This window comes from Yimella sp. RIT 621, from assembly GCF_004146205.1.
Lineage (GTDB): Bacteria > Actinomycetota > Actinomycetes > Actinomycetales > Dermatophilaceae > Yimella > Yimella lutea.
Genome location: NZ_SEIP01000004.1, coordinates 15,195 through 35,224, shown reverse-complemented (window position 1 = coordinate 35,224; position 20,030 = coordinate 15,195). Strand labels below are relative to the sequence as shown.

General features: G+C 67.6%; 18 protein-coding genes and 1 tRNA gene. 8 read left to right on the top strand and 11 right to left on the bottom strand.

Annotated features, from left to right (window positions below; translation table 11 throughout):
• Position 1: 1 nt before the first annotated feature.
• The 3 genes from EU513_RS04855 to EU513_RS04845 form a co-directional block, all read right to left on the bottom strand.
• Positions 2–832, bottom strand: a complete 831-nt coding sequence (locus EU513_RS04855; RefSeq protein ID WP_129624777.1) for an L-threonylcarbamoyladenylate synthase — start codon at positions 830–832, stop codon at positions 2–4.
• Positions 829–2,001 (bottom strand): PLP-dependent cysteine synthase family protein, encoded by a 1,173-nt coding sequence (locus EU513_RS04850; RefSeq protein WP_129624776.1) that lies wholly within the window; start codon positions 1,999–2,001, stop codon positions 829–831. The genes EU513_RS04855 and EU513_RS04850 overlap by 4 nt, the downstream gene beginning before the upstream one ends.
• A 64-nt stretch (positions 2,002–2,065) precedes the next feature.
• Positions 2,066–3,052: a hypothetical protein gene (locus EU513_RS04845; protein ID WP_129624775.1), complete on the bottom strand. Its 987-nt coding sequence runs from the start codon at positions 3,050–3,052 to the stop codon at positions 2,066–2,068.
• A gap of 74 nt (positions 3,053–3,126) precedes the next feature.
• Here EU513_RS04845 and EU513_RS04840 point away from each other — a divergent pair, with 74 nt between their 5' ends.
• Together EU513_RS04840 and EU513_RS04835 are read left to right on the top strand one after the other, a co-directional pair.
• Positions 3,127–3,696, top strand: coding sequence for a pentapeptide repeat-containing protein (locus EU513_RS04840; RefSeq protein ID WP_129624774.1), 570 nt, complete (start codon positions 3,127–3,129; stop codon positions 3,694–3,696).
• A gap of 115 nt (positions 3,697–3,811) precedes the next feature.
• Positions 3,812–4,039, top strand: coding sequence for a hypothetical protein (locus EU513_RS04835; RefSeq protein WP_129624773.1), 228 nt, complete (start codon positions 3,812–3,814; stop codon positions 4,037–4,039).
• A 3-nt stretch (positions 4,040–4,042) separates the two neighbouring features.
• Here EU513_RS04835 and prmC read toward each other — a convergent pair whose 3' ends face one another.
• From prmC to rpmE, 3 genes are all read right to left on the bottom strand, one after another.
• Positions 4,043–4,894, bottom strand: a complete 852-nt coding sequence (gene prmC, locus EU513_RS04830; RefSeq protein ID WP_129624772.1) for a peptide chain release factor N(5)-glutamine methyltransferase — start codon at positions 4,892–4,894, stop codon at positions 4,043–4,045.
• On the bottom strand, positions 4,891–5,985 hold the full coding sequence (prfA, locus tag EU513_RS04825) for a peptide chain release factor 1 (protein WP_129624771.1): 1,095 nt from the start codon (positions 5,983–5,985) through the stop codon (positions 4,891–4,893). Before prfA ends, prmC begins: the two co-directional genes overlap by 4 nt.
• Positions 5,986–6,083: 98 nt before the next feature.
• A complete protein-coding gene (gene rpmE, locus EU513_RS04820; protein ID WP_129624770.1) occupies positions 6,084–6,296 on the bottom strand; it encodes a 50S ribosomal protein L31 in 213 nt (70 codons plus the stop codon).
• A 248-nt stretch (positions 6,297–6,544) separates the two neighbouring features.
• Here rpmE and EU513_RS04815 point away from each other — a divergent pair, with 248 nt between their 5' ends.
• The gene (locus EU513_RS04815; RefSeq protein ID WP_129624769.1) at positions 6,545–8,413 is read left to right on the top strand and encodes an N-acetylmuramoyl-L-alanine amidase; all 1,869 of its coding nucleotides are present in this window, start codon (positions 6,545–6,547) and stop codon (positions 8,411–8,413) included.
• Between the two features lie 117 nt (positions 8,414–8,530).
• Here EU513_RS04815 and rho read toward each other — a convergent pair whose 3' ends face one another.
• The 5 genes from rho to lysA form a co-directional block, all read right to left on the bottom strand.
• Positions 8,531–10,675 carry a transcription termination factor Rho gene (gene rho, locus EU513_RS04810; RefSeq protein ID WP_129624768.1) on the bottom strand — a complete coding sequence of 715 codons (2,145 nt, stop codon included), beginning with the start codon at positions 10,673–10,675 and terminating at the stop codon, positions 8,531–8,533.
• A gap of 179 nt (positions 10,676–10,854) precedes the next feature.
• Entirely contained in the window at positions 10,855–11,784 is a 930-nt protein-coding gene (gene thrB / locus EU513_RS04805; RefSeq protein WP_129624767.1) for a homoserine kinase, read from the bottom strand.
• The gene (gene thrC / locus EU513_RS04800; RefSeq protein ID WP_129624766.1) at positions 11,784–12,869 is read right to left on the bottom strand and encodes a threonine synthase; all 1,086 of its coding nucleotides are present in this window, start codon (positions 12,867–12,869) and stop codon (positions 11,784–11,786) included. Before thrC ends, thrB begins: the two co-directional genes overlap by 1 nt.
• Before the next feature lie 6 nt (positions 12,870–12,875).
• Entirely contained in the window at positions 12,876–14,177 is a 1,302-nt protein-coding gene (locus tag EU513_RS04795; protein ID WP_129624765.1) for a homoserine dehydrogenase, read from the bottom strand.
• A 4-nt stretch (positions 14,178–14,181) separates the two neighbouring features.
• Positions 14,182–15,519: a diaminopimelate decarboxylase gene (lysA, locus tag EU513_RS04790; RefSeq protein ID WP_129624764.1), complete on the bottom strand. Its 1,338-nt coding sequence runs from the start codon at positions 15,517–15,519 to the stop codon at positions 14,182–14,184.
• 356 nt (positions 15,520–15,875) lie between these two features.
• Between lysA and EU513_RS04785 the strand changes: the two genes are divergently transcribed.
• The 5 genes from EU513_RS04785 (at position 15,876) to EU513_RS04765 (ending at position 19,845) form a co-directional block, all read left to right on the top strand.
• Positions 15,876–15,947, top strand: a tRNA-Arg gene (locus tag EU513_RS04785).
• Between the two features lie 99 nt (positions 15,948–16,046).
• The gene (locus tag EU513_RS04780; RefSeq protein ID WP_129624763.1) at positions 16,047–17,225 is read left to right on the top strand and encodes a sensor histidine kinase; all 1,179 of its coding nucleotides are present in this window, start codon (positions 16,047–16,049) and stop codon (positions 17,223–17,225) included.
• Positions 17,226–17,234: 9 nt separating this feature from the next.
• Positions 17,235–17,960: a LytTR family DNA-binding domain-containing protein gene (locus tag EU513_RS04775; protein WP_129624762.1), complete on the top strand. Its 726-nt coding sequence runs from the start codon at positions 17,235–17,237 to the stop codon at positions 17,958–17,960.
• Positions 17,960–18,343, top strand: coding sequence for a hypothetical protein (locus EU513_RS04770; RefSeq protein WP_129624761.1), 384 nt, complete (start codon positions 17,960–17,962; stop codon positions 18,341–18,343). The genes EU513_RS04775 and EU513_RS04770 overlap by 1 nt, the downstream gene beginning before the upstream one ends.
• Positions 18,340–19,845, top strand: coding sequence for a cation acetate symporter (locus tag EU513_RS04765; RefSeq protein WP_129624760.1), 1,506 nt, complete (start codon positions 18,340–18,342; stop codon positions 19,843–19,845). The genes EU513_RS04770 and EU513_RS04765 overlap by 4 nt, the downstream gene beginning before the upstream one ends.
• Positions 19,846–20,030 lie beyond the last annotated feature (185 nt).

The following is a 20,030-nucleotide window of genomic DNA, read 5'->3' as shown; positions in this document are numbered from 1 at the left end:
TTCACCTCGTGGTCGGGTCTTGCGGACGGTCGTCAGGGAGTTCTCGGAGATCTTCGGGTTGCTCACGTTCTGCGTCGTCGTCGTGCTTGGCGAGGTCGACCGGACGGTCGTCGGTGTGCTCCGGCATGCGCTCGCCGGTCTCGGGATCGACCGACGGGTCGGGCTCCTCGCTGAAGCCGGCGTTCGGGTCGACCAGCTCGACCGAACCGAGCACCTCGCGCAACTGCTCCGCGCTGATCGCTCCTTCGCGCAGCAACTCGGGGTCGGCCTTGGTGCAGTCGAGAATCGTCGACGGTGTGCCGCCCTCGCGCAGGCCCGCGTCCAGGTAGACCTCGACGGACGGGCCGAACGCGAACCCGGCCTCGGTGATGGTGGTGATCGTCGGCTGACCGGTGCGATTGGCGGAGCTGACGGCCATCGGCCCTACCTGCGAAAGAAGTTCCTTGGCGAACTCGTCGTCCGGGATTCGAAGTGCCACAGTGCCGTTGGTGTCACCGAGGTCCCAGGCGAGGGACGGCTGGGCACGCAAGACGAGCGTGAGTCCGCCGGGCCAGAAGGCTTCGATCAGCCGGCGTGCGTACGACGGCACGGCGGTGGCGAGGCCGTCGACCGCGGCCGGGTCGGCGATCAGCACCGGCGGAGGCATCTCGCGTCCGCGTCCCTTGGCGTTCAGCAACGCGTCGACGCCGGACGCACTGAACGCGTCCGTGCCGATGCCGTAGACGGTGTCGGTCGGCAGCACGACGCACTGGCCCAGGCGGGCCGCCTCGACAGCTGCCGCGATGCCTTCGCTGCGGCCCTGCTCGGTGGCGAGGTCGAAGACCGGACTCACTGCACACTCCTTGACGGGGTCGGACTCGTTCCGGACGAGTCTCCCGCATCTGCGGCGACGACCGCATCCAGGTCTGCCCACTCCCCGCGACGGAACGCACCGATGAGCTTCTCCCGGTAGGCATCCATGTCGATCCCGTTGTCCCGCAACCAGGTCGAGTCGTAGTAGGTCTGTTCGTAGCGACCGCCGCCGTCACACAGCAGGGTGACGATGCTGCCCCTCTCCCCGCGCGCCTGCATCTCGCAGGCCAGTCGCAGCGTGCCGACGAGGTTGGTGCCCGTCGAGCCGCCGGCGAACAGTCCGGTGTGCTCACGCAACAGGTGCACGGCCGCGATGGACGCAGCGTCCGGCACCTTGATCATCCGGTCGACCACGCCCGGCGCGAACGATGGTTCGGTGCGCGGGCGTCCGATGCCCTCGATGCGTGACCCGCCGCAGATCGTGCGGCCGGCGTCGTGGTCGACCCAGCCGTCGAAGAAGACGGAGTTCTCGGGGTCGACGACGCACAGCTTGGTGTCGTGCCCCTGGTAGCGCAGGTAGCGACCTATCGTCGCGCTCGTGCCGCCGGTGCCGGCACCGACCACGATCCAACTGGGGACGGGATGGGGCTCGCGCTCCATCTGGTCGAAGATCGACTCGGCGATGTTGTTGTTGCCTCGCCAGTCGGTGGCTCGCTCGGCGTACGTGAACTGATCCAGATAGTGACCGCCGGTCTCGTCGGCGATCTGCTGAGCGCGCTCGTACACCTGCGCGCCGGTGTCGACGAAGTCGCAGGTGCCGCCGTACCGCTCGATGAGTTCGATTTTGCGCCGACTGGTCATGCGCGGCATCACCGCGATGAACGGCAGACCGAGCAGACGGGCGAAGTACGCCTCACTGACCGCGGTCGACCCGCTGCTCGCCTCGACCACCACGGACCCCTGACGGATCCAGCCGTTGCACAAGGCGTACATGAACAGGCTGCGGGCCAGACGATGCTTGAGGCTTCCGGTGGGGTGGGTCGACTCGTCCTTGAGGTAGATGTCGACACCGAACCCGTGGGGCATGTGCAACGGGATGAGGTGGGTGTCCGCGGAACGGTTGGCATCGGCCTCCACCTGACGGATCGCCCAGGAGAGCCAGGCACGTTCGTCGTCGCAGCACTGTGTGACGTCGAAGGTTCCCGGCATGACTGCGATCGTAGGCCCCGGGTGAGTCACGGCTCACACCGTGGCCGCAACCCGGCGGTAACGCTCAGATCCGTCCTTCGCACTCGTACAGCACGTCGGCCGCTTCGAAACCGAACTTCGCGTTGGTGGCGCGCATCGCCACGTTGGAGTCGGCGATGAAGGTCTGCAGCATCGTGCGACCGTCGCGTACCCCGTCGAGTCGGCGCAGGTTGTCGGCCTTGAGCGCCTGCCCGATCCGTCGTCCGCGGTGTGCGGGCAGGACGAGCGTGTCCTCCTGCACCATGACTCGATCCCTGTCCTGCACCAATACCTCTGTGTAACCGGCCGATTCGCCGTTCACCATCGCGAGCGCGGTGACCGATGTCCAACCGCGCTCGGCCAAACGCCGCTGACTGTCACGTTGCCGTTCGAGGTCGAGGTCGAGTGGTCGGCGACTGAGCTCGCCGCGCGGCACGTCCTGCTCCATCTGCTGCTGCAGCAGGAGCAACTGCGCCTCGTACTGCAGCGGACACGGACCGACCCACCCCACGATCTCGACGTCCGTGTCGAGCGGTGCGTCGAGCGGAGCGTCCATCGAGGCGACCGGGAGTTCGAGCAGGTATCTGGTCTCGACGTTCGCGACCTCGAGTCCGTGCGCCGCGGCGAACCGGCCGCCGCGAGTCTCGGAGAAGTCCTGCCCGGGCAGTCCGTACACCTCGGTGTCGACCGTCGTCCGACCGCGCTCGACCAACCGGTTCCGCAGATCCTCCGCGAGCGCTCGCCCGTGCCCACGGCCGGTGCGGTCGCCCTGTACGGCCAGCTCGATGGACGCGGAGTCGGTGTTCTCCCGGTTCGGGAGTGTGGCGTCCGCAGCAGCGACGATCTCGCCGTCGACCAGCCCGACCAACGCGATCCGGTCGGAGTACGTGGACGGGTTCTCGAACCTGTAGAACGCCTCGTGGATCCCCGACCACCAGACCGGTGGACGACCGCCGGTGTAACCCTCGAACAGCACGTCGTGCCACGCGCGGATCTCGGCACGATCGTCGGTGTTCAGTTCGCGAATCTCCATGATTGCCAGCCTGGTTGCCACCATCCTCCGATGCAACCCATTTGCCTGTCGGGGTGAGATGGGAAGGTTGCACCATGGAGATCGCCGACCGCCCGCTGGATCGCACCGAGCTCGAACGGATCCTGGACCAAGCTCGTGAGCCGGTTGCGCTGGTGCGTTGCGACCTGAGCGGTGCCAACCTGCGCGACCTCGATCTGACCGAGGTCACGTTCGACGAGTGCGCGCTCGACGGCGCGTTGTTGGACGGGGCTGCGCTGGGTGGGGTGATCTTCACGGGTTGCCGGATGACCGGTGTCTCGATGGAACGCACGCGTGGGCTGGGGTTCGAGATCCGCCGCTCCAACCTCTTCGCCGCCAACCTCATCGGTGCCGTGCTGGCCAACGCCGACCTCACCGGCTGCCGGTTCACCGAGGCTGTCCTGCGCAGCGCGGATCTGCACGCGTCCGTGTTCGACGAGTGCGACCTCACCGAGGCCGATCTGCACGCAGCGAACCTGAGCGACGCCGACCTTCGGGGCGCTCGCCTCGGTGAGTGCGATCTCGACCGGCTGCGTGCGCTGAAGGGCGCGATCCTCACCCCGAATCAGGCGAGCGACATCGTCGCCGATCTCACGGGAGCACAGATCGTCCCCATCGGCGACTGACGCCGCCCGGCGGACGCTCGCCGAACTCGCTGCGCCGCAAATCGTTTCCGCCCAGCGAGTCACAACATTTCGGCATGTCCGGGCCTCGATCGGCGCCCCGCACCAAGGAGTTGTCATGGGCGTCGTTCTCGGCGTCATCGTCGCCGTCGCCGGCGTCATTTTCATCACCGGTGCGGTTGCGCTGCCGGACAGCATCGCCAACAACCTCGCACCCGAGACCCTCGGATGGATCCTGTTGGCCGCCGGCGTGCTGCTGGTGCCTTCACTGCTGGCGACCCGCCGCCGCAAGACCACCGTCGTCGAACGCAACGTGGTGACCGACCGTCCGCTGGACGGTCGCTGAGGTTCACGCGGGCCGACGGGCCATCGCGAAACGGGGCCGACCGGTGAGGTCGGCCTCGTCCCTTGTCTCGACCCAGCCTCTGCGACTCAGCGCCCCTGGCAGCGAGTCACCCTGTGTCTCAGCATGTTCCATGATCAGGACGCCACCGGGACGCAACAGATCGAAGGCGCGATCCGCCACTTCCAAGGGGATGCGCAGCCCGTCGTGGCTGCCGCCGTACAGTGCGATCTCCGGGTCGTGATCACGCACTTCGGGATCGATCGGCACCATCCCCACCGGGATGTACGGCGGGTTGCTGAGCACCACGTCCACCTGGCCGAGCAGGTCCGGAAAGGCGTGTTGGGCAGGGCCGTTCACGATCTCCACATCGAGCGCGAGCCGGTCCCGGTTCGCGGCGGCCCATGCGTACGCGTGCTCGGAGAGCTCGATCGCGTGCACCGACAGGTCGGGGCGTTCCTGCTTGACCGCGAGCGGGATCGGCGCGGCGCCGGTGCACAGGTCGACCAGAACTCCGCCGTGCGGCGCGTGGGCCAGTCCGAGGTCGACGATGAGCTCCGTCTCCGGACGCGGCACGAAAACCCCTGGCCCGACACGGAGTTCGAGGTGGCGGAAATGAGCTCGACCGGTGAGGTGCTGCAAGGGCACACGCGCCGCCCTTTCGTCGACGAGCGCTTCGTAGCGAGTCGCCACCTCGTCGGGGAGCACGTCGCCCATCAGTGCAGCTCGACGAAGTTGCTCGCCGGTCTTGCCCCATGCATGCTCCAGCAGCAGGCACGCGTCAGCACTCGGCGACGCAATTCCGCTGCCGGCCAAGCGTTCTGCGGCGGCGCGCAGGATCGACCGCAGTTCGCTCACTCGCTGCTGCCCGCAGCCACGGCGGCCATCCGTGCCGCTTCGTCGGCCTGGACCGCGGAGTCGATCACCGCGGCGAGATCTCCGTCGAGCACGGAGTCGAGGTTGTACGACTTGTACCCGGTGCGGTGGTCGGCGATGCGATTCTCGGGGTAGTTGTAGGTGCGGATCCGCTCCGAACGATCCATGTTGCGTACCTGGGACTTGCGGGCCGCGGATGCCTCGGCGTCCTTCTTCTCCTGCTCCAGCTGGCGCAGCCGAGCCTTGAGCACGCGCATCGCGGACTCCTTGTTCTGCAACTGCGATTTCTCGTTCTGGCAGGACACGACGACACCGGTCGGCAGGTGGGTGATGCGGACCGCGGAGTCCGTGGTGTTGACCGACTGACCACCGGGACCGGAGCTGCGGTAGACGTCGATCTTCAGGTCATTCGGACCGAAGACGATCTCGTCGTCGTCACCCTCGTCCAGATCGGGCATCACCAGGACCCCCACGGCCGAGGTGTGGATGCGTCCCTGCGACTCGGTGGCCGGCACACGCTGGACACGGTGCACACCGCCCTCGTACTTCAGGCGCGCCCATGGCGCCGTACCCGGCTCCATGACGCCCTTCGCCTGGATCTGCAGCCGCACGTCGGTGTACCCGCCGAGATCGGACTCGGTGCCGTCGGTGACCGACGCTCGCCAGCCGGCCTGTTCGGCATAGCGCAGGTACATCCGCACCAGATCGGCCGCGAACAATGCGGCCTCGGCGCCGCCCGCCCCGGCCTTGACCTCGAGGATGACATCGCGGTCGTCGTCCTCGTCGCGCGGCAGCAGCAACGTGCGCAGCTTGGCCTCCGAGCGTTCGACCTGCTGGGTCAGAGCGGGTAGTTCCTCGGCGAAACCGGCGTCGTCGGCGGCGAGTTCCTGGGCCGTCTCCAGGTCGTCCTGCGCGGCCTGCCATGCATTGACGGCGGCGACGGTCGGCCCAAGGGCGGCGTACCGCTTGTTGACCTTGCGCATCAGGACCGGGTCGGCCAGCACCTCGGGATCGGTCATGCGACGTTCGAGTTCGGCGTGCTCGGCGACGATCGCCGCGGCGGAATCCAGCATGTGCGTCCTAGCTTCAGGTGCTCTCGGAGTGCTTCGGGGATGGGGTGAAACGCGAAACGCCGGTTCCGTCGAAGGACGGAACCGGCGAATCGAAGAAGCTACTTGGACTTGTTGCCGTAGCGCTGCTGGAAGCGGGCCACGCGACCACCGGTGTCGAGGATCTTCTGCTTACCGGTGTAGAACGGGTGGCAGTTGGAGCACACTTCGGCGCTGATGCGGCCGGACTCGGCGGTGCTGCGGGTGGTGAACGTGTTGCCGCAGGTGCAGGTGACCGTGGTCTCGGCGTAGTTCGGGTGAAGGTTCTTCTTCACGGCTTCTCCTAAGTCTTCAGGCTGTTTCCCGGGTCGTCGGGCGGGATGCGCGACGTGAACCGGGGCCAAGGGACAAGTCTGCCAGAGTAGGCGGACCTCCTCCAAAACGTCGGACTCGTGGTGTTCATTCCCGAAGCCCAGGCGGGGGCTTGATTTCGCCACGTACTGGGACAAGTTGGAAGTTTTACCCTCCCTTGACCAACGCGGTGCCATGGTGAGCACTTCCCCACCCCCGCCCTGGAGGATCCATGTCATCCCTCTCCCGCCGTTCGTTCCTGTCCGCCACCGTCGTCGCAGGCGCCATCGCTGCCATGCCGAAGGCACTCGCCGTCGACGAGACCTCCGTCTTCGCCGATGCCGGCCGCGAGTTCGCCGTTCCGCCGGCCCTCCTCGCGGCGATCAGCTACGGACAGACCCGCTGGTCCGACCACGCCGGACGCCCCAGCCGCAGCCTCGGATACGGCCCCATGCATCTGGTCGACGGCGCGGCGGTCGCGCAGCAGCGCGCCGCCGAGGGCAAGGACGACAGCGCCGCGATCGACACCTTGGGCGCCGCGGCCGCAGCGTCCGGCATCTCCGCCGACACGCTCCGCACGGACGCCGCGAGCAACATCCGTGCCGCTGCAGCGCTGCTCGCCGCACGCCAGCGCGCGAACGGTGGCGTCGTCGGTGCATCCACCGATCCCTCGTCCTGGTACGAAGCCGTCGCCACGACGAGCGGCCTGAGTACCCCCGCCGCACAGGTGCAGTACGCCGACGACGTCCTGGCCGATCTGCGGTCCGGTATGTCGGTGAGCGACGGGCGTACCCGCTACTCGGTGGGCGCTCAGCCCGTCGGCTCCCCCGGCAAGGGCCGTGACCGGGTGGTTGCCCGCGCCAAGTCCGGGCGACGCCCCACCGGTCCGGTCGACGCTCCGAACGGTCTCGGCGTCGAATGGGTGCCGGCGCCGTACGAGCTGTACGGACCGACCGAGGTCGACTACGGCAACCACGACCTGGCGTTCCGACCGCGCTCGCCGGAGCTCACGCATGTCGTCATTCACGACACCGAGTGCAGTTACGAAGTCGGCATCAAGCTGGTCACCGACCCGACGTACATGGCGTGGAACTACTTGATCCGTTCGTCCGACGGTCACATCGCCCAGCACCTGCAGACCAAGGACATCGGCTGGCACGCCGGCAACTGGTACATGAACATGCACTCGGTCGGGCTGGAGCACGAGGGCTTCGCCGCCCAGGGCTACAACTGGTACTCCGAGGTCATGTATCGCCGCAGCGCCCGGCTCACCCGGCACGTGTGCCGCACCTACGGCATCCCGATGGACCGCGCACACATCATCGGTCACGACCAGGTGCCCGCTCTGACAACCTCTCGGATCCGCGGCATGCACTGGGATCCGGGCCCCTTCTGGGACTGGGAGCGTTACTTCGAACTCATGGGTGCACCGCTGTCCAAGGGCACCGTGGGACGCGCACCGAAGAGCGGGGACGTCGTCCGCATCCTGCCCGGGTTCGAGGACAACGTGCAGGTCGTGCAGGGCTGCAGCGGCGTCTGCGTCGAGGGCACCGACCACGGCACCAACTTCGTGCCGTTGCGGTCGGCCCCGGACGCGTCCGCGCCTCTGGTCGTCGACCCCGGCCTGAAAGCGAGCCCGTCGACCACGCAGGTCTCGGACATCGGCGCCCGCGCGGCCGCCGGCACCGAGTACGCGGTCGCCGAGGTGCGTGGCGACTGGACCGCGGTCTGGTACCTCGGCGCGATCGCGTGGTTCCACAACCCGGCCGACGCGCCCACTGCGCGCGTGGTCAAGGGCGGACGCACGGTGACACCGAAGGGTGCCACCGCACCGGTCTACGGATCGGCTTACCCGGAGGCCAGTGCCTACGCGAATCCCGCTGAGGCGCAGCCGATCTCACCGCTCATCTACACGATGAAGGCCGGGCAGACCTACGTGCTGTCCGACGACTCGGTGCCGACCGACTACTACAAGGCGAAGACGTTCTCGTTGGAGACCCCCGACGACCACGTCAACACCGTGGGCCGCACGAAGTACTACCAGGTGAACCTCGGACACCGCGTCGCGTTCGTGCAGGCGGCCGACGTCGAGATCAGCTAGTTCATCCCGGAAGTCCGCAGAACTCGCCGTCGACTCGCGAGTTCTGCGGACTTTCGCGAAGAAGCCCGGCCACCCCATGGGAGTGGCCGGGCTTTTTCGGCGCTGAGCTGAAAAGCCTCAGTCCTCGTCGTCGAGCTTGATGGACGAGGTCTGCTGCACCTGCATCAGGAACTCGACATTGCTCTTGGTCTTCTTCAGCCGGTCGAGCAGCAGTTCGATGCCCTGCTGCTGGTCGAGTGCGGCCAGCACACGACGCAATTTCCACATGATCTTCAGTTCGTCCTGGCCGAGGAGGATCTCCTCGCGGCGCGTGCCGGAGTTGTTGATGTCGACCGCCGGGAAAATGCGGCGGTTGGCCAGCTGACGGTCGAGCTTGAGCTCCATGTTGCCGGTGCCCTTGAACTCCTCGAAGATGACCTCGTCCATCCTCGAGCCGGTCTCCACCAGCGCGGTGGCGAGGATGGTCAGCGAGCCGCCGTCCTCGATGTTGCGCGCGGCACCGAAGAACTTCTTCGGCGGGTAGAGCGCCGCGGAGTCGACACCACCGGACATGATGCGTCCGGACGCGGGTGCCGCCAGGTTGTAGGCACGGCCCAGCTTGGTGATCGAGTCGAGCAGCACGACGACGTCATGACCGAGCTCGACCAGACGCTTCGCCCGCTCGATGGCGAGCTCGGCGACGGTCGTGTGGTCATCGGCCGGGCGGTCGAAGGTGGAGGCGATGACCTCACCCTTCACCGCACGCTGCATGTCGGTGACTTCCTCCGGACGCTCGTCGACCAGGACGACCATCAGGTGGCACTCGGGATTGTTGGTGCTGATCGCGTTCGCCAGCGACTGCATCACCATCGTCTTACCGGCCTTCGCCGGAGCGACGATCAGGCCACGCTGGCCCTTACCGATCGGCGCGACGAGGTCGATGATGCGGGTGGTGAGCTGATTCTGCGTGGTCTCCAGGCGCAGGCGTTCCTGCGGGTACAGCGGAGTCAGCTTGCCGAACTCGACACGCTGGCCGGCCTGCTCGGAGGTCATCCCGTTGACGGAGTCCAGACGCACGAGCGCGTTGAACTTCTGACGAGCCGGAATCTGCTCGCCCTCGCGCAGCGCACGCACCGCACCGACGACGGCGTCGCCCTTGCGCAGGTTGTTCTTCTTGACCATGCCGAGCGGCACGTACACGTCGTTCGGCCCCGGCAGGTAACCGCTGGTGCGCACGAACGCGTAGTTGTCGAGCACGTCCAGAATGCCGGCTACCGGCACCAGGACGTCGTCCTCGCGCACCTGGGTGTCGACGTCGCCGAACTCCTCGGCGCGGTTGCGGCCGCGCTTGCGGTCACGTCCGCGCTGACGGCGGCGGTTGCCGCCACGGTCGTCCCAGTCGTCGCGGTTGCCGCCGCCACCCTGGCCCTGCTGGTTCGACTGCTGGTTGGACTGCTGGTTCGACTGGTTGCCGCCCTGCTGGTTCTGGTTGTTGTTCTGGTTACCGCGGCGGTCGTTGCCGCCCTGGTTACGGTCCTGGTTACGGTCCTGGTTTCCGCGCTGGTTGCGGTTGCCACCGTCCTGGTTGTTGCCGCCCTGGTTGCGGTCGCGGTCGCCATCCTGGCGGTTGTCGCGGTTGTTGTCGCGGTTCTGGCCGCCACCCCGGTTGTCCCCACGGCTCTCGCCACGGTTGTCGTCACCGCGGTTGTCCGAACGATCGTCAGAGCGGTTGTCATCACGGTCCTGGCGACGATCCGACTGACCCGCAGTGTTCTGCTCGCTGTCGTACCTGGTGTCGCGCTTGGAGTCGTGGTCAGCACCCTGCTGCGGGGCCTGCTCGTCCACGCCCTGGCGGGGCGCCCGGGCACGCCGGTTGCGGCGCTCACCCTGCTGGTCGCCCTGCTGGTCGACCTGCTGGTCGACCTGCTGGTCGACCTGCTGACCGGAGCGGTCGTCGCGGCCCTGCTCGGTGCGATCTTCGCGCGCGGACTCGAGCTTCGGCTCAGCCGCGGGCTGTGCAGCCGGCACCTCGGCCTGCTGCGGTGCCCCGGCCCGCGCCTTGGCGGCCCACGGAGCTCGCTCAGCCGGCGCGGAGGCACCGTCCGAGGATCCGCCGCGGCTCTGGATCGCCGCGAGCAGGTCGCTCTTGCGCATCTTGGAAGTGCCGCTGATCCCCATCGAGCCAGCGAGTCGCTTCAACTCGTCCAGCTTCAGCGTGCCCAGGGATCCGCGAGAGCCCGACGCGGCAGCTGCCGTCGTCGCCGACTCGGTGGTTTCAGTCACGAAGGTTCCTTCCCCCTCGTCAATCTCGATCTGACGATCGATCGGGGTTCTGCCTCGAAGAGGCTCTGTGTTGAACTCGGCTGCGCATCAAAGATCGATGTCGCAATCGCGAGAGTGAATACACCTGGGGCGTGCCGGAGATCCGGAACCTCACTCGGTGCGCTCACCAATCTACACGCTCACCGTGAGTTGTGTGACACGACCCGCACACCGTGCGTGGCGATTCCCGGACGCAGCAATATCCAGTCGTCGTTCGGCGCCGAGAGATCGCGCAGGGACTCGCCAACGCCGAGCACCAGCACGGTCGGCCCGGCACCGGAGATGAAGGCCGCGTGACCGTGGCCGCGCAACGAATCGACCAGCGCCATGCTTGCGGGATAGGCCGGCCGCCGGTTCTCCTGGTGCAACCAGTCGGCCGTTGCCGGCAGCAGTCGACCGGGGTCCGTCGTCAATGCGTGCACCAGAAGCGCTGCACGGCCTGCGTTCCGGGCGGCGTCGGCCAGCGTCACCTGAGCCGGAAGCGCGGCACGCGCCTTGTCTGTGGAGAGCGTGAATCCGGGCACGAACACCGCGACGTCGACGTCCGGGTGCAGCCCGGGCCGAGCGGTGCGCCAGGCCTGATCCTGCTCGTCGAACCAGGACGAGGTGAACCCGCCGTACACACTCGCGGACGCGTTGTCGGGGTGGCCTTCGAGCGCACTCGCGACGTCGTTGACCAGTGTGATCGAGTCGTCGTCGAGTTCGCCGCGGACGAGTGCGCAGGCGGCTGCAACGCCTGCGACGATTGCCGAGGCGGATGAGCCGAGGCCCCTCGAGTGCGGAATCTCGTTGCGACACAACAATTTCAGTCCGGCGGGAGGTTCGACCTCAAGGCGCTCCCAGAGTGCAAGCATGGACCGGTGGACCAGGTGACGATCATCGAGCGGCACTTCACCCGCGCCGGCGCCTTCGACCTCGATGATCAGCCGGTCACCTTCGACGCTCGCTTCGACGACATCCCTGATCTCGATCCCCAGACCGAGCGAATCGAAGCCCGGTCCGAGGTTCGCCGAACTCGCCGGAACGTCCACCCGGACGTGACGTCCAGGCTCGATCACGTTGCGGCTCATCAGGATTCGAGGCCGAGCGCCCGCGCGACCGACACGACGTCGACCGATACGCGGGTGGGCTGCACATCGGAACCGTCCGCGGTCCGAAGCGCCCACTGCGGGTCCTTCAGGCCGTGGCCGGTGACCGTGCAGACGATGCGAGCACCGGGCGGGATCCGTCCGGCCTCGTGCATCTTCAGCAGTCCGGCGATGCTCGCGGCAGAGCCCGGCTCGACGAAGATGCTCTCGGTGCTGGACAGCAAGCGGTGCGCGTGCAGGATCTCGTCGTCGCTGACCATGTCGATGACGCCACCGGACTCATCGCGCGCGGCTTCGGCCTGCTTCCACGACGCCGGTTTACCGATGCGGATCGCTGTCGCGACGGTCTCGGGATCGTCGACCGGATAACCGCGCACGATCGGTGCTGCGCCTTCGGCCTGGAACCCCCACATCATCGGTCGCTTGGTGGCGACGGGAGTGCCGTGCGCGGAATCGACGGCTTCGCTGTAGCCCTTCCAGTACGCCGTGATGTTGCCGGCGTTGCCGACCGGCAGCACGTGGATGTCAGGGGCGTCGCCGAGCACATCGATGACCTCGAAGGATGCCGTCTTCTGACCCTCGATACGGGCCGGATTGACCGAGTTGACGAGTTCGACGGGGTACGCCTCACCGAGCTTGCGGGCGACGCCGAGGCAATCGTCGAAGTTGCCGTCGACCTGCAGCAACGTGGCACCGTGCGCGATCGCCTGGGACAGCTTGCCCATCGCGATCTTGCCGTCGGGCACCAGCACCGCGCAGGTCATGCCCGCCTTGGTCGCGTACGCGGCCGCGGACGCACTGGTGTTGCCGGTCGAGGCGCACACGACGGCCTTCGCTCCGGCCTTGGCAGCCATCGAGATCGCCGTCGTCATCCCGCGGTCCTTGAACGAACCGGTGGGATTCATGCCCTCGTACTTGACCCAGACGTCCGCACCGGTGAGCTCAGTCAACCCTTCGGCGTGGATCAGCGGTGTGCCGCCCTCCCCGAGCGTGATGACGGGCGCGCCGTCGAGCATCGGCAGCCGGTCGGCGTACTCGCGGATGACCCCGCGCCACAGATGTGCCATGTCGTCCTACTCCCCCTCGACGCGAAGGACCGAGCCGACCTCGCGTACGTCCTCGGATGCCTTGAGTCGCTCGACGACGTCGGCCAGGTCGGCCTCGCTCGAGCGGTGTGTGATCAGGTGCAAGGTCGCCAGACCGTCCTGCGAACGGCGAACTCCCTGCCGCATCGACTCGATCGAAACGCCTTGCTCGCCAATGGTTTTCGCGATGTTCGCCAGGACACCAGGCTTGTCCTCGACGTCCAGTCGGATGAAGTAGGCGGTCTTCGATGCGCCGATCTGCTCGATCGGCAGGTTCGCGTACGACAACTCACCGGGCCCGCGGCCGCCGGTCACCTTGTGACGGGCCGCCTGCACGACATCGCCGAGTACTGCGGAAGCGGTCGGGTCGCCACCGGCACCCGGACCGTAGAACATCAGCTCACCGGCCATCTGGGTCTCGACGAAGACAGCATTGAACGCCTCGCGCACCGACGCGAGCGGGTGGCTGCGATCGATCAGCGTCGGATGCACCCGGACGTTCACAGCCTGCGAACCGCCCTTGTCGACCAGTTCGGCGATCGCGAGCAGCTTGATGACACAGCCGATCCGTCGGGCCGCGCGAATGTCGTCGGCGGTGACGCCCATGATCCCCTCGACGTGGACGTCGCAGGTGCGGACGCGGGTGTGGAACGCCAGCGAGGCCAGGATCGCAGCCTTCGCCTGGGCGTCGTGACCCTCAACGTCGGCGGTCGGGTCGGCCTCGGCGTACCCGAGTTCCTGGGCCTCGGCGAGCACGTCGGCGAGCTGTGCACCGGTGCGGTCCATCTTGTCCAGGATGAAATTCGTGGTGCCGTTGACGATGCCCATCACGCGGTGGACGCTGTCCCCCGCGAGCGAAACGCGCAGCGGTCGGATCAGCGGGATCGCGCCTGCGACGGCGGCTTCGTAGTAGAGGTCGACACCGTGTTCCTCGGCGAGCTCGTAGAGCTCGGCGCCGTGCTGGCCCAGCAACGCCTTGTTCGCGGTGATGACACTCGCACCCGACTCGATCGCCTTCTGCAGCAGCGATTTTGCCGGCTCCATGCCACCCATGAGCTCGATCACCAGGTCGGCCTCGGTCACCAACGTCTCGGCGTCGGTGGTGAACAAGGAGGCGTCCAGGCCGGTTTCGGAACGGTCCTTTCCGGTGTCGCGCACGGCGACCCCGATGATCTCCAACGGGCGACCCACTCGAGCAGCGAACTCGTCCTTCGCCTCCGACAACCGGCGGGCGACTGCTCCCCCGACGACTCCACAACCGAGCAGCGCGATCCGCACCGACTCCGACATCTGACTACTCACTCTCCAGCAACAACAGGTCCTCAATGGTCTCGCGGCGCACCCACGGCCGCGCACCCGCCTCATCGACCGCAATGACCGGCGGACGCGGCACGTGGTTATAGGTGCTCGCCAGCGAACGGCAGTAGGCGCCGGTCGCAGCCACCAGCACCAGGTCGTCCGCGCGAATATCGCTCGGCAGCAACACATCTCGCACGACGATGTCGCCCGACTCGCAGTGCTTGCCGACCACCCGGCTCTGAGCAGTCGCTTCGGCATGCCGGCCGGCGATCTCGCAGTGGTACTCGGCGTCGTAGAGCACCGGACGTGCGTTGTCGCTCATGCCGCCGTCGACAGCGACGTAGGTGCGGGTGAGTTGGTCGTCGACGACGACCTGCTTCACGGTGCCGACCGTGTACAGCGTCATACCGGCCGGACCGATGATCGACCGGCCCGGCTCGATCGAGATGCGCGGAACCTCGGTTCCGGCTGCGACACAAGCTTTCTGGACGATGGAAGCCAATTGGTCGGCCATGACCGACGGCGCGAGCGGAACATCGCTCGGCAGGTAGGCGATGCCGAACCCGCCGCCGAGGTCGAGTTCGGGAAGCGTGACGCCGTGCTCTTTCGCGACCGCAAGCTGCAGCCCGATCAGCCGTTCGGCGGCCACCGCGAAACCGTCCGATTCGAAGATCTGGGAGCCGATGTGGGAGTGGAAACCGAGCAGTCGCAGCTCGTTACGTGCCAGAACTTTCCGGACCGCCTCGGCCACTTGGCCGTCGATGCTGAACCCGAACTTCTGGTCCTCGTGAGCTGTGGCGATGAACTCGTGGGTGTGGGCTTCGACGCCGGTCTTCACCCGCAGCATCACCTTCGCGATCACGCCGATTCGGGCGGCCGCGTCCGCGACCCGTTCGATCTCCTCGAAGGAATCGACGACGATGCGTCCGACGCCGTACGCCAGGGCTGCGTCGATCTCGTGCACCGACTTGTTGTTGCCGTGCACGCCGATCAACTCACCGGGCACTCCTGCCCGGACCGCGACCGCGAGTTCGCCGCCGCTGCACACGTCCAGTCGCAGACCTTCCACGTGCACCAACTTCGCCATGGCGACCGAGAGGAACGCCTTGCCGGCGTAGTACACGTCGCATTCGGTGCCGATGCCGCGGAAGGCTCGGGCGAACTCGTCCCGGTACTCCCGAGCGCGCGAGCGCGCGTCGTCGACATCGACGAGGTACGCGGGTGTGCCGAAGTCTCGCGCGAGGTCACGGACGTCGTGTCCGGCGACGGCGAACGACCCGTCCTTGGTGCGGGTGGTGTTGCGGGAGAAGACCGGAGTCTGAGCTGCGTTCATCGGCGCCAACGCTACCGATGGGCGCGGCCGGCTCGCCGGATCACTCAGAAAGTGGACGGTGCGAACCGACCGGGCAATTGCGTTGGGCCGCAATCGTCATCGACCGCTACGCCGGCCGATGACATCGGATCCGTCAAGCAGCCGAGGCGTTCTTGTGATGGTGACAGGTCCGCGAGCAACCGGACCATGCCCTTGGGCAGGTTCATGCAGGTCAATGATTCGTGTGGCCGGACGGCGTCTTCCGTGTCGTCCAGGACCTCACCACCGAACATCGCCATGATCCGCCGCCGGCTCTCTTCGGAACGGCACCGATGCGAGGGATTCTCGTTGCTGCTGATACGGTTGGCGGCTGCTGGGCCCCCTTAGCTCAGGGGATAGAGCACCGCCCTCCGGAGGCGGGAGCGCAGGTTCGAATCCTGCAGGGGGCGCTTTCTCGAACGGCCACCGACTGCACCGCAGGCGGTGGCCGTTCGCATGTCGCCGGGGATGTCCGCCCTCGGACGCTGCCCGGCGCCTACGCTCGCCGAATGACCAGCCCCGAGCCCGTGACGATCGTCCTCGCGATCGGTGCTGCGCTGGTGATCCTGTTGCTGTGGCAGGTGCTGCGCCGCCGCAACCTGCAACGAGGTTTCGTCAGCGAACGCGACCGGGCGACGTACGAAACCCTGCACACGGCGTCCCTCGCCGGACGGCACCTCGGTGACGGACTCGACCAGGAGACGGCCCGACGGGCACTCCCTCACCTGCGCGAACTCCTGGCCACGCCCGCCCTCGCGCTCAGCGGCAGCCGAGAGGTCCTGGCGTGGGACGGTGTCGGCGACCACCACCGGGCCGAGGTGCACGAAGCCGCAGCCGAGCACCTCGGTGATGGCAAGGTCGCGGTCATCACGACCCTCGACTGCGACGACCCGGACTGTCCGGTGCGAACGGCGGTTCTGGCCCCGATCCGGGTGCGCGACACCGTCGTCGGGCAGTTGGTCGCGTGCGGCGAACAGCCGAGCGCCGGGCTGGCCCGGGCCACCGAGGAGGTCGCCGGCTGGATCGCGACCCAGGTCGAGCTCGCCGACCTCTCGGCCGACCGCACCCGCGCCATGGAAGCCGAACTGCGAGCCCTCCGGGCCCAGATCAGCCCCCACTTCATCTACAACAGCCTCGGCGCGATCGCCTCGTTCGTGCGCACCGACCCCGACCGCGCCCGCGAGCTGCTGCTGGAGTTCGCCGACTTCACCCGCTACGCCCTGCGCCAGGGCGGCGCGACCGCCACGCTCGCCGAGGAGATGCGCAACGTCGAGCGCTACCTCGTGCTCGAACAAGCTCGCTTCGGCGAGCGTCTGCAACTGAGGATGAAGGTCGCGCCCGAGGTGCTCGCGGTCCGTGTGCCCTACCTGGCCATCCAACCGCTGGTCGAGAACGCCGTCCGGCACGGCCTGGCCCCGAAGGCGGGCACCGGCACGGTCACGCTCACCGTTCGGGACATCGGGCCCGAAGCAGAGATCAGCGTCGAGGACGACGGTGTCGGAGCCGAACCCGAACGCATCAGGCAGGTGCTCGACGGGCACGGGCGCGGCGGGTCGGTCGGACTGGGCAACGTCGACGCGCGCCTGCGACAGACCTACGGGGACGACCATGGCCTCGTCATCGAGACAGCTCGCGGCTCGGGCATGAAGGTGAGTTTCAGGGTGCCCAAATTCGCGCCCGAGGCCTAGGTTTACCCCATGTCCGCAGCACCCCTGTCCGTGCTCGTCGTCGACGACGAAGCACCTACCCGGTCGGAACTCGCCTGGCTGCTCGACCAGGACGAGCGCATCGGCACGGTCCTGCAGGCGGCCAGCGGCGGCGAAGTACTCGACCTGCTCGACTTCACCCCCGTGGACGTCGTGTTCAGCGACATCAACATGCCGGGCCTGGACGGCATGCAACTGGCCCGCGTCATCGCCCGGCTGCCGCAGCGCCCGCAGGTGGTCCTGGTGACCGCCTACGACGAGTACGCCGTCGACGCCTTCGCGATCGACGTCGTCGACTACGTGATGAAACCGGTCAGACCTGAACGTCTCGCACAGGCGGTCGGCAAATGCGTCGGAGCCACCGCAGCTCAGGCCGAACCCGAGGACGAACGCATCCCCGTCGAACGCGGCGGTGTCACGCGTTTCATCCTGCGTTCCGACGTCCGGTACGTCCAGGCGATGGGCGACTACGCCGAACTGCACACACCGGACGGCACCCACCTCGTCCGGATCCCGCTGAACACACTCGAGGAGCGTTGGGCCGCAGCAGGATTCGTCCGTATCCACCGCTCCACGCTCGTCTGTACCCGCTTCGTGTCCGAGCTGCACATGGACGACGGGCGCTGCTCGGTCACCGTCGACGGCACCTCACTGCAGGTCAGCCGCCGGCACACCCGCGAACTGCGGCAGCACCTGTTGCAGCGTGGAGAGATCTGATGGAGCACGCGGCGCCACGCGTCCGCATCACCAGTTCCCGCGCGCCGACCGGCAACCCGGCCGGCCAGAGCCTGCGCGACGAGATCAACTCGCAGACCGAACTCGGTGAGGTGTACGTCGAGGGCTTGATGCGTGCCCAACTGCGGCTCGCATTGCGGGTCCTCGCCGTGGGAATCGTCAGTCTCGGCGGCCTGCCGTTGCTGTTCCACTTCGTGCCGGCAACCCGGCACGTCACGTTCGCCGGGGTGCCGTTCGCCTGGTGGGTGCTCGGTGTGCTCGTCTACCCCGCGGCGGTGCTGATCGCCCGCCAGTACGTCCGCGCATCGGAGCGGTTGGAGCTGGAGTTCACGACGATGGTGACCCGACCGGTGAGCAGGCGGTGACCTCCACCTGGTCGCTCGTCGCGATCGCGACGGTCTGCGTACTCACCTCCGGTCTCGGCCTGGTCGGATTGCGGTTCACCCGCGGCACCAGCGACTTCTACGTCGCCGGGCGAACGGTCTCCCCCTGGCGCAACGCGAGTGCCATCGGTGGTGAATACCTTTCTGCGGCAAGCTTCCTCGGTGTCGCAGCGCTGATGTACGACAACGGCCTGGACACGCTGTGGCTCCCCGTCGGTTACACCATCGGCTACCTCGTCCTGCTCGTCCTCGTCGCTGCACCGCTGCGTCGCAGTGGGGCGTACACACTGCCCGACTTCGCTCAGCTGCGACTGGAGTCGAAGGCCGCGCGCAGGGTCTGCTCAGTGTTCGTGCTCGGCATCGGCTGGCTCTACCTCATCCCCCAACTCCAGGGCGCGGGCCTGGTGCTCAACCACGTCACCGGATGGCCCCGCTGGGTCGGCAGCACCCTGGTCACCGTGCTCGTCACGTTCAATGTCGCGCTCGCCGGGATGCGGTCGGTCACGCTCGTCCAGGCGGCTCAGTACTGGCTCAAACTGACTGCGCTTGTCGTCCCCGCGTTCGTGATGCTCGGCGTGTGGCTGCGCGACGACCGTCCCTCGGCGCCTGCCGGCACCGACTGGTGGGACCCGCTCACCGCGTCCGCGAACACCGACAACCTCTACGCGACCTACAGCCTGCTGATCGCGTTGTGCCTGGGCAGCATGGGTCTGCCCCACGTCGTCGTGCGCTTCTACACCAATCCGACCGGCCGGGAGGCCCGCCGAACGACCGTAGCGGTGCTTGCCCTGCTGGGCATGTTCTACGTCTGGCCGCCGATCTACGGCTGGCTCGGACGCATCTACCTGCCTGGCGACGCACCTGGGATGCGGGACACGATGGTGCTCCGGCTGCCCGGCGCCGTCCTGCCCGGTGGCGTCGGCGATCTGTTGTCGGCCCTGCTTGCCGCGGGAGCGTTCGCTGCATTCCTGTCCACCGCGAGCGGCCTGCTGATGGCGGTCGCCGGCGTCCTCGATCAGGACATCGTCCGACCGTTGGTGCGTCGCCGTCACCCCAGCGTGAAGCCGAGTCAATCCTTCCGTTTCGCAGTGATGTTCGCGATGCTCGTGCCGTTCACCGCCGCGGTCCTGCGTAGCCCGTTCGGCATCTCGATGGTCGTCGGTTACGCATTCGCGATCGCGGCCGCCACCTTCGCGCCGCTGGTGGTGCTCGGTGTGTGGTGGCGCAGCCTCTCCCGCGCCGGCGCGATCGCCGGAGTGCTCACCGGCGGCTTCACGACGGGCGCCTGCGCCGCAGTGGTCCTGGCCGGAGGCGTCGGGACCGAGGGTCTCGCGCGACAGTTGCTGACCGCACCGGCGGCCTGGACGACGCCCCTCGCGGTGTTCGTGATGGTCGTCGTCTCGCTCGCCACGCCGAACAGCGTCCCGGCCTCGACCGGACGCATCATGGCCAGGTTGCACGTGCCCGAAGCCGTCGCCGACTGACGAAAGCGTCCCGCCGTTCGCCGCAGCACCCGAACCGCTCGCCGCACGTTTCGGTTCCGCACGCCGAACCGTGCGACCCGTCCGGCGCAGCACGCCCGGAAGCGGTGGCGAACCGGAACCGGCAGGAAGAAGGTATGTGACACCGATCACACGGCTCCCCGTGTGGCAGTCCATACCCGAAACCG

Excerpts from the sequence above, each read along its gene's own strand:
- EU513_RS04815 (WP_129624769.1), top strand. The coding sequence starts at position 6,545 with ATGTCATCCCTCTCCCGCCGTTCGTTCCTGTCCGCCACCGTCGTCGCA.
- EU513_RS04850 (WP_129624776.1), bottom strand. The coding sequence starts at position 2,001 with ATGCCGGGAACCTTCGACGTCACACAGTGCTGCGACGACGAACGTGCC.
- thrC (WP_129624766.1), bottom strand. The coding sequence starts at position 12,869 with ATGGCACATCTGTGGCGCGGGGTCATCCGCGAGTACGCCGACCGGCTG.
- EU513_RS04795 (WP_129624765.1), bottom strand. The coding sequence starts at position 14,177 with ATGTCGGAGTCGGTGCGGATCGCGCTGCTCGGTTGTGGAGTCGTCGGG.
- prfA (WP_129624771.1), bottom strand. The coding sequence starts at position 5,985 with ATGCTGGATTCCGCCGCGGCGATCGTCGCCGAGCACGCCGAACTCGAA.
- thrB (WP_129624767.1), bottom strand. The coding sequence starts at position 11,784 with ATGAGCCGCAACGTGATCGAGCCTGGACGTCACGTCCGGGTGGACGTT.
- EU513_RS04780 (WP_129624763.1), top strand. The coding sequence starts at position 16,047 with ATGACCAGCCCCGAGCCCGTGACGATCGTCCTCGCGATCGGTGCTGCG.
- EU513_RS04775 (WP_129624762.1), top strand. The coding sequence starts at position 17,235 with ATGTCCGCAGCACCCCTGTCCGTGCTCGTCGTCGACGACGAAGCACCT.
- lysA (WP_129624764.1), bottom strand. The coding sequence starts at position 15,519 with ATGAACGCAGCTCAGACTCCGGTCTTCTCCCGCAACACCACCCGCACC.
- EU513_RS04770 (WP_129624761.1), top strand. The coding sequence starts at position 17,960 with ATGGAGCACGCGGCGCCACGCGTCCGCATCACCAGTTCCCGCGCGCCG.
- EU513_RS04840 (WP_129624774.1), top strand. The coding sequence starts at position 3,127 with ATGGAGATCGCCGACCGCCCGCTGGATCGCACCGAGCTCGAACGGATC.
- EU513_RS04845 (WP_129624775.1), bottom strand. The coding sequence starts at position 3,052 with ATGGAGATTCGCGAACTGAACACCGACGATCGTGCCGAGATCCGCGCG.
- EU513_RS04835 (WP_129624773.1), top strand. The coding sequence starts at position 3,812 with ATGGGCGTCGTTCTCGGCGTCATCGTCGCCGTCGCCGGCGTCATTTTC.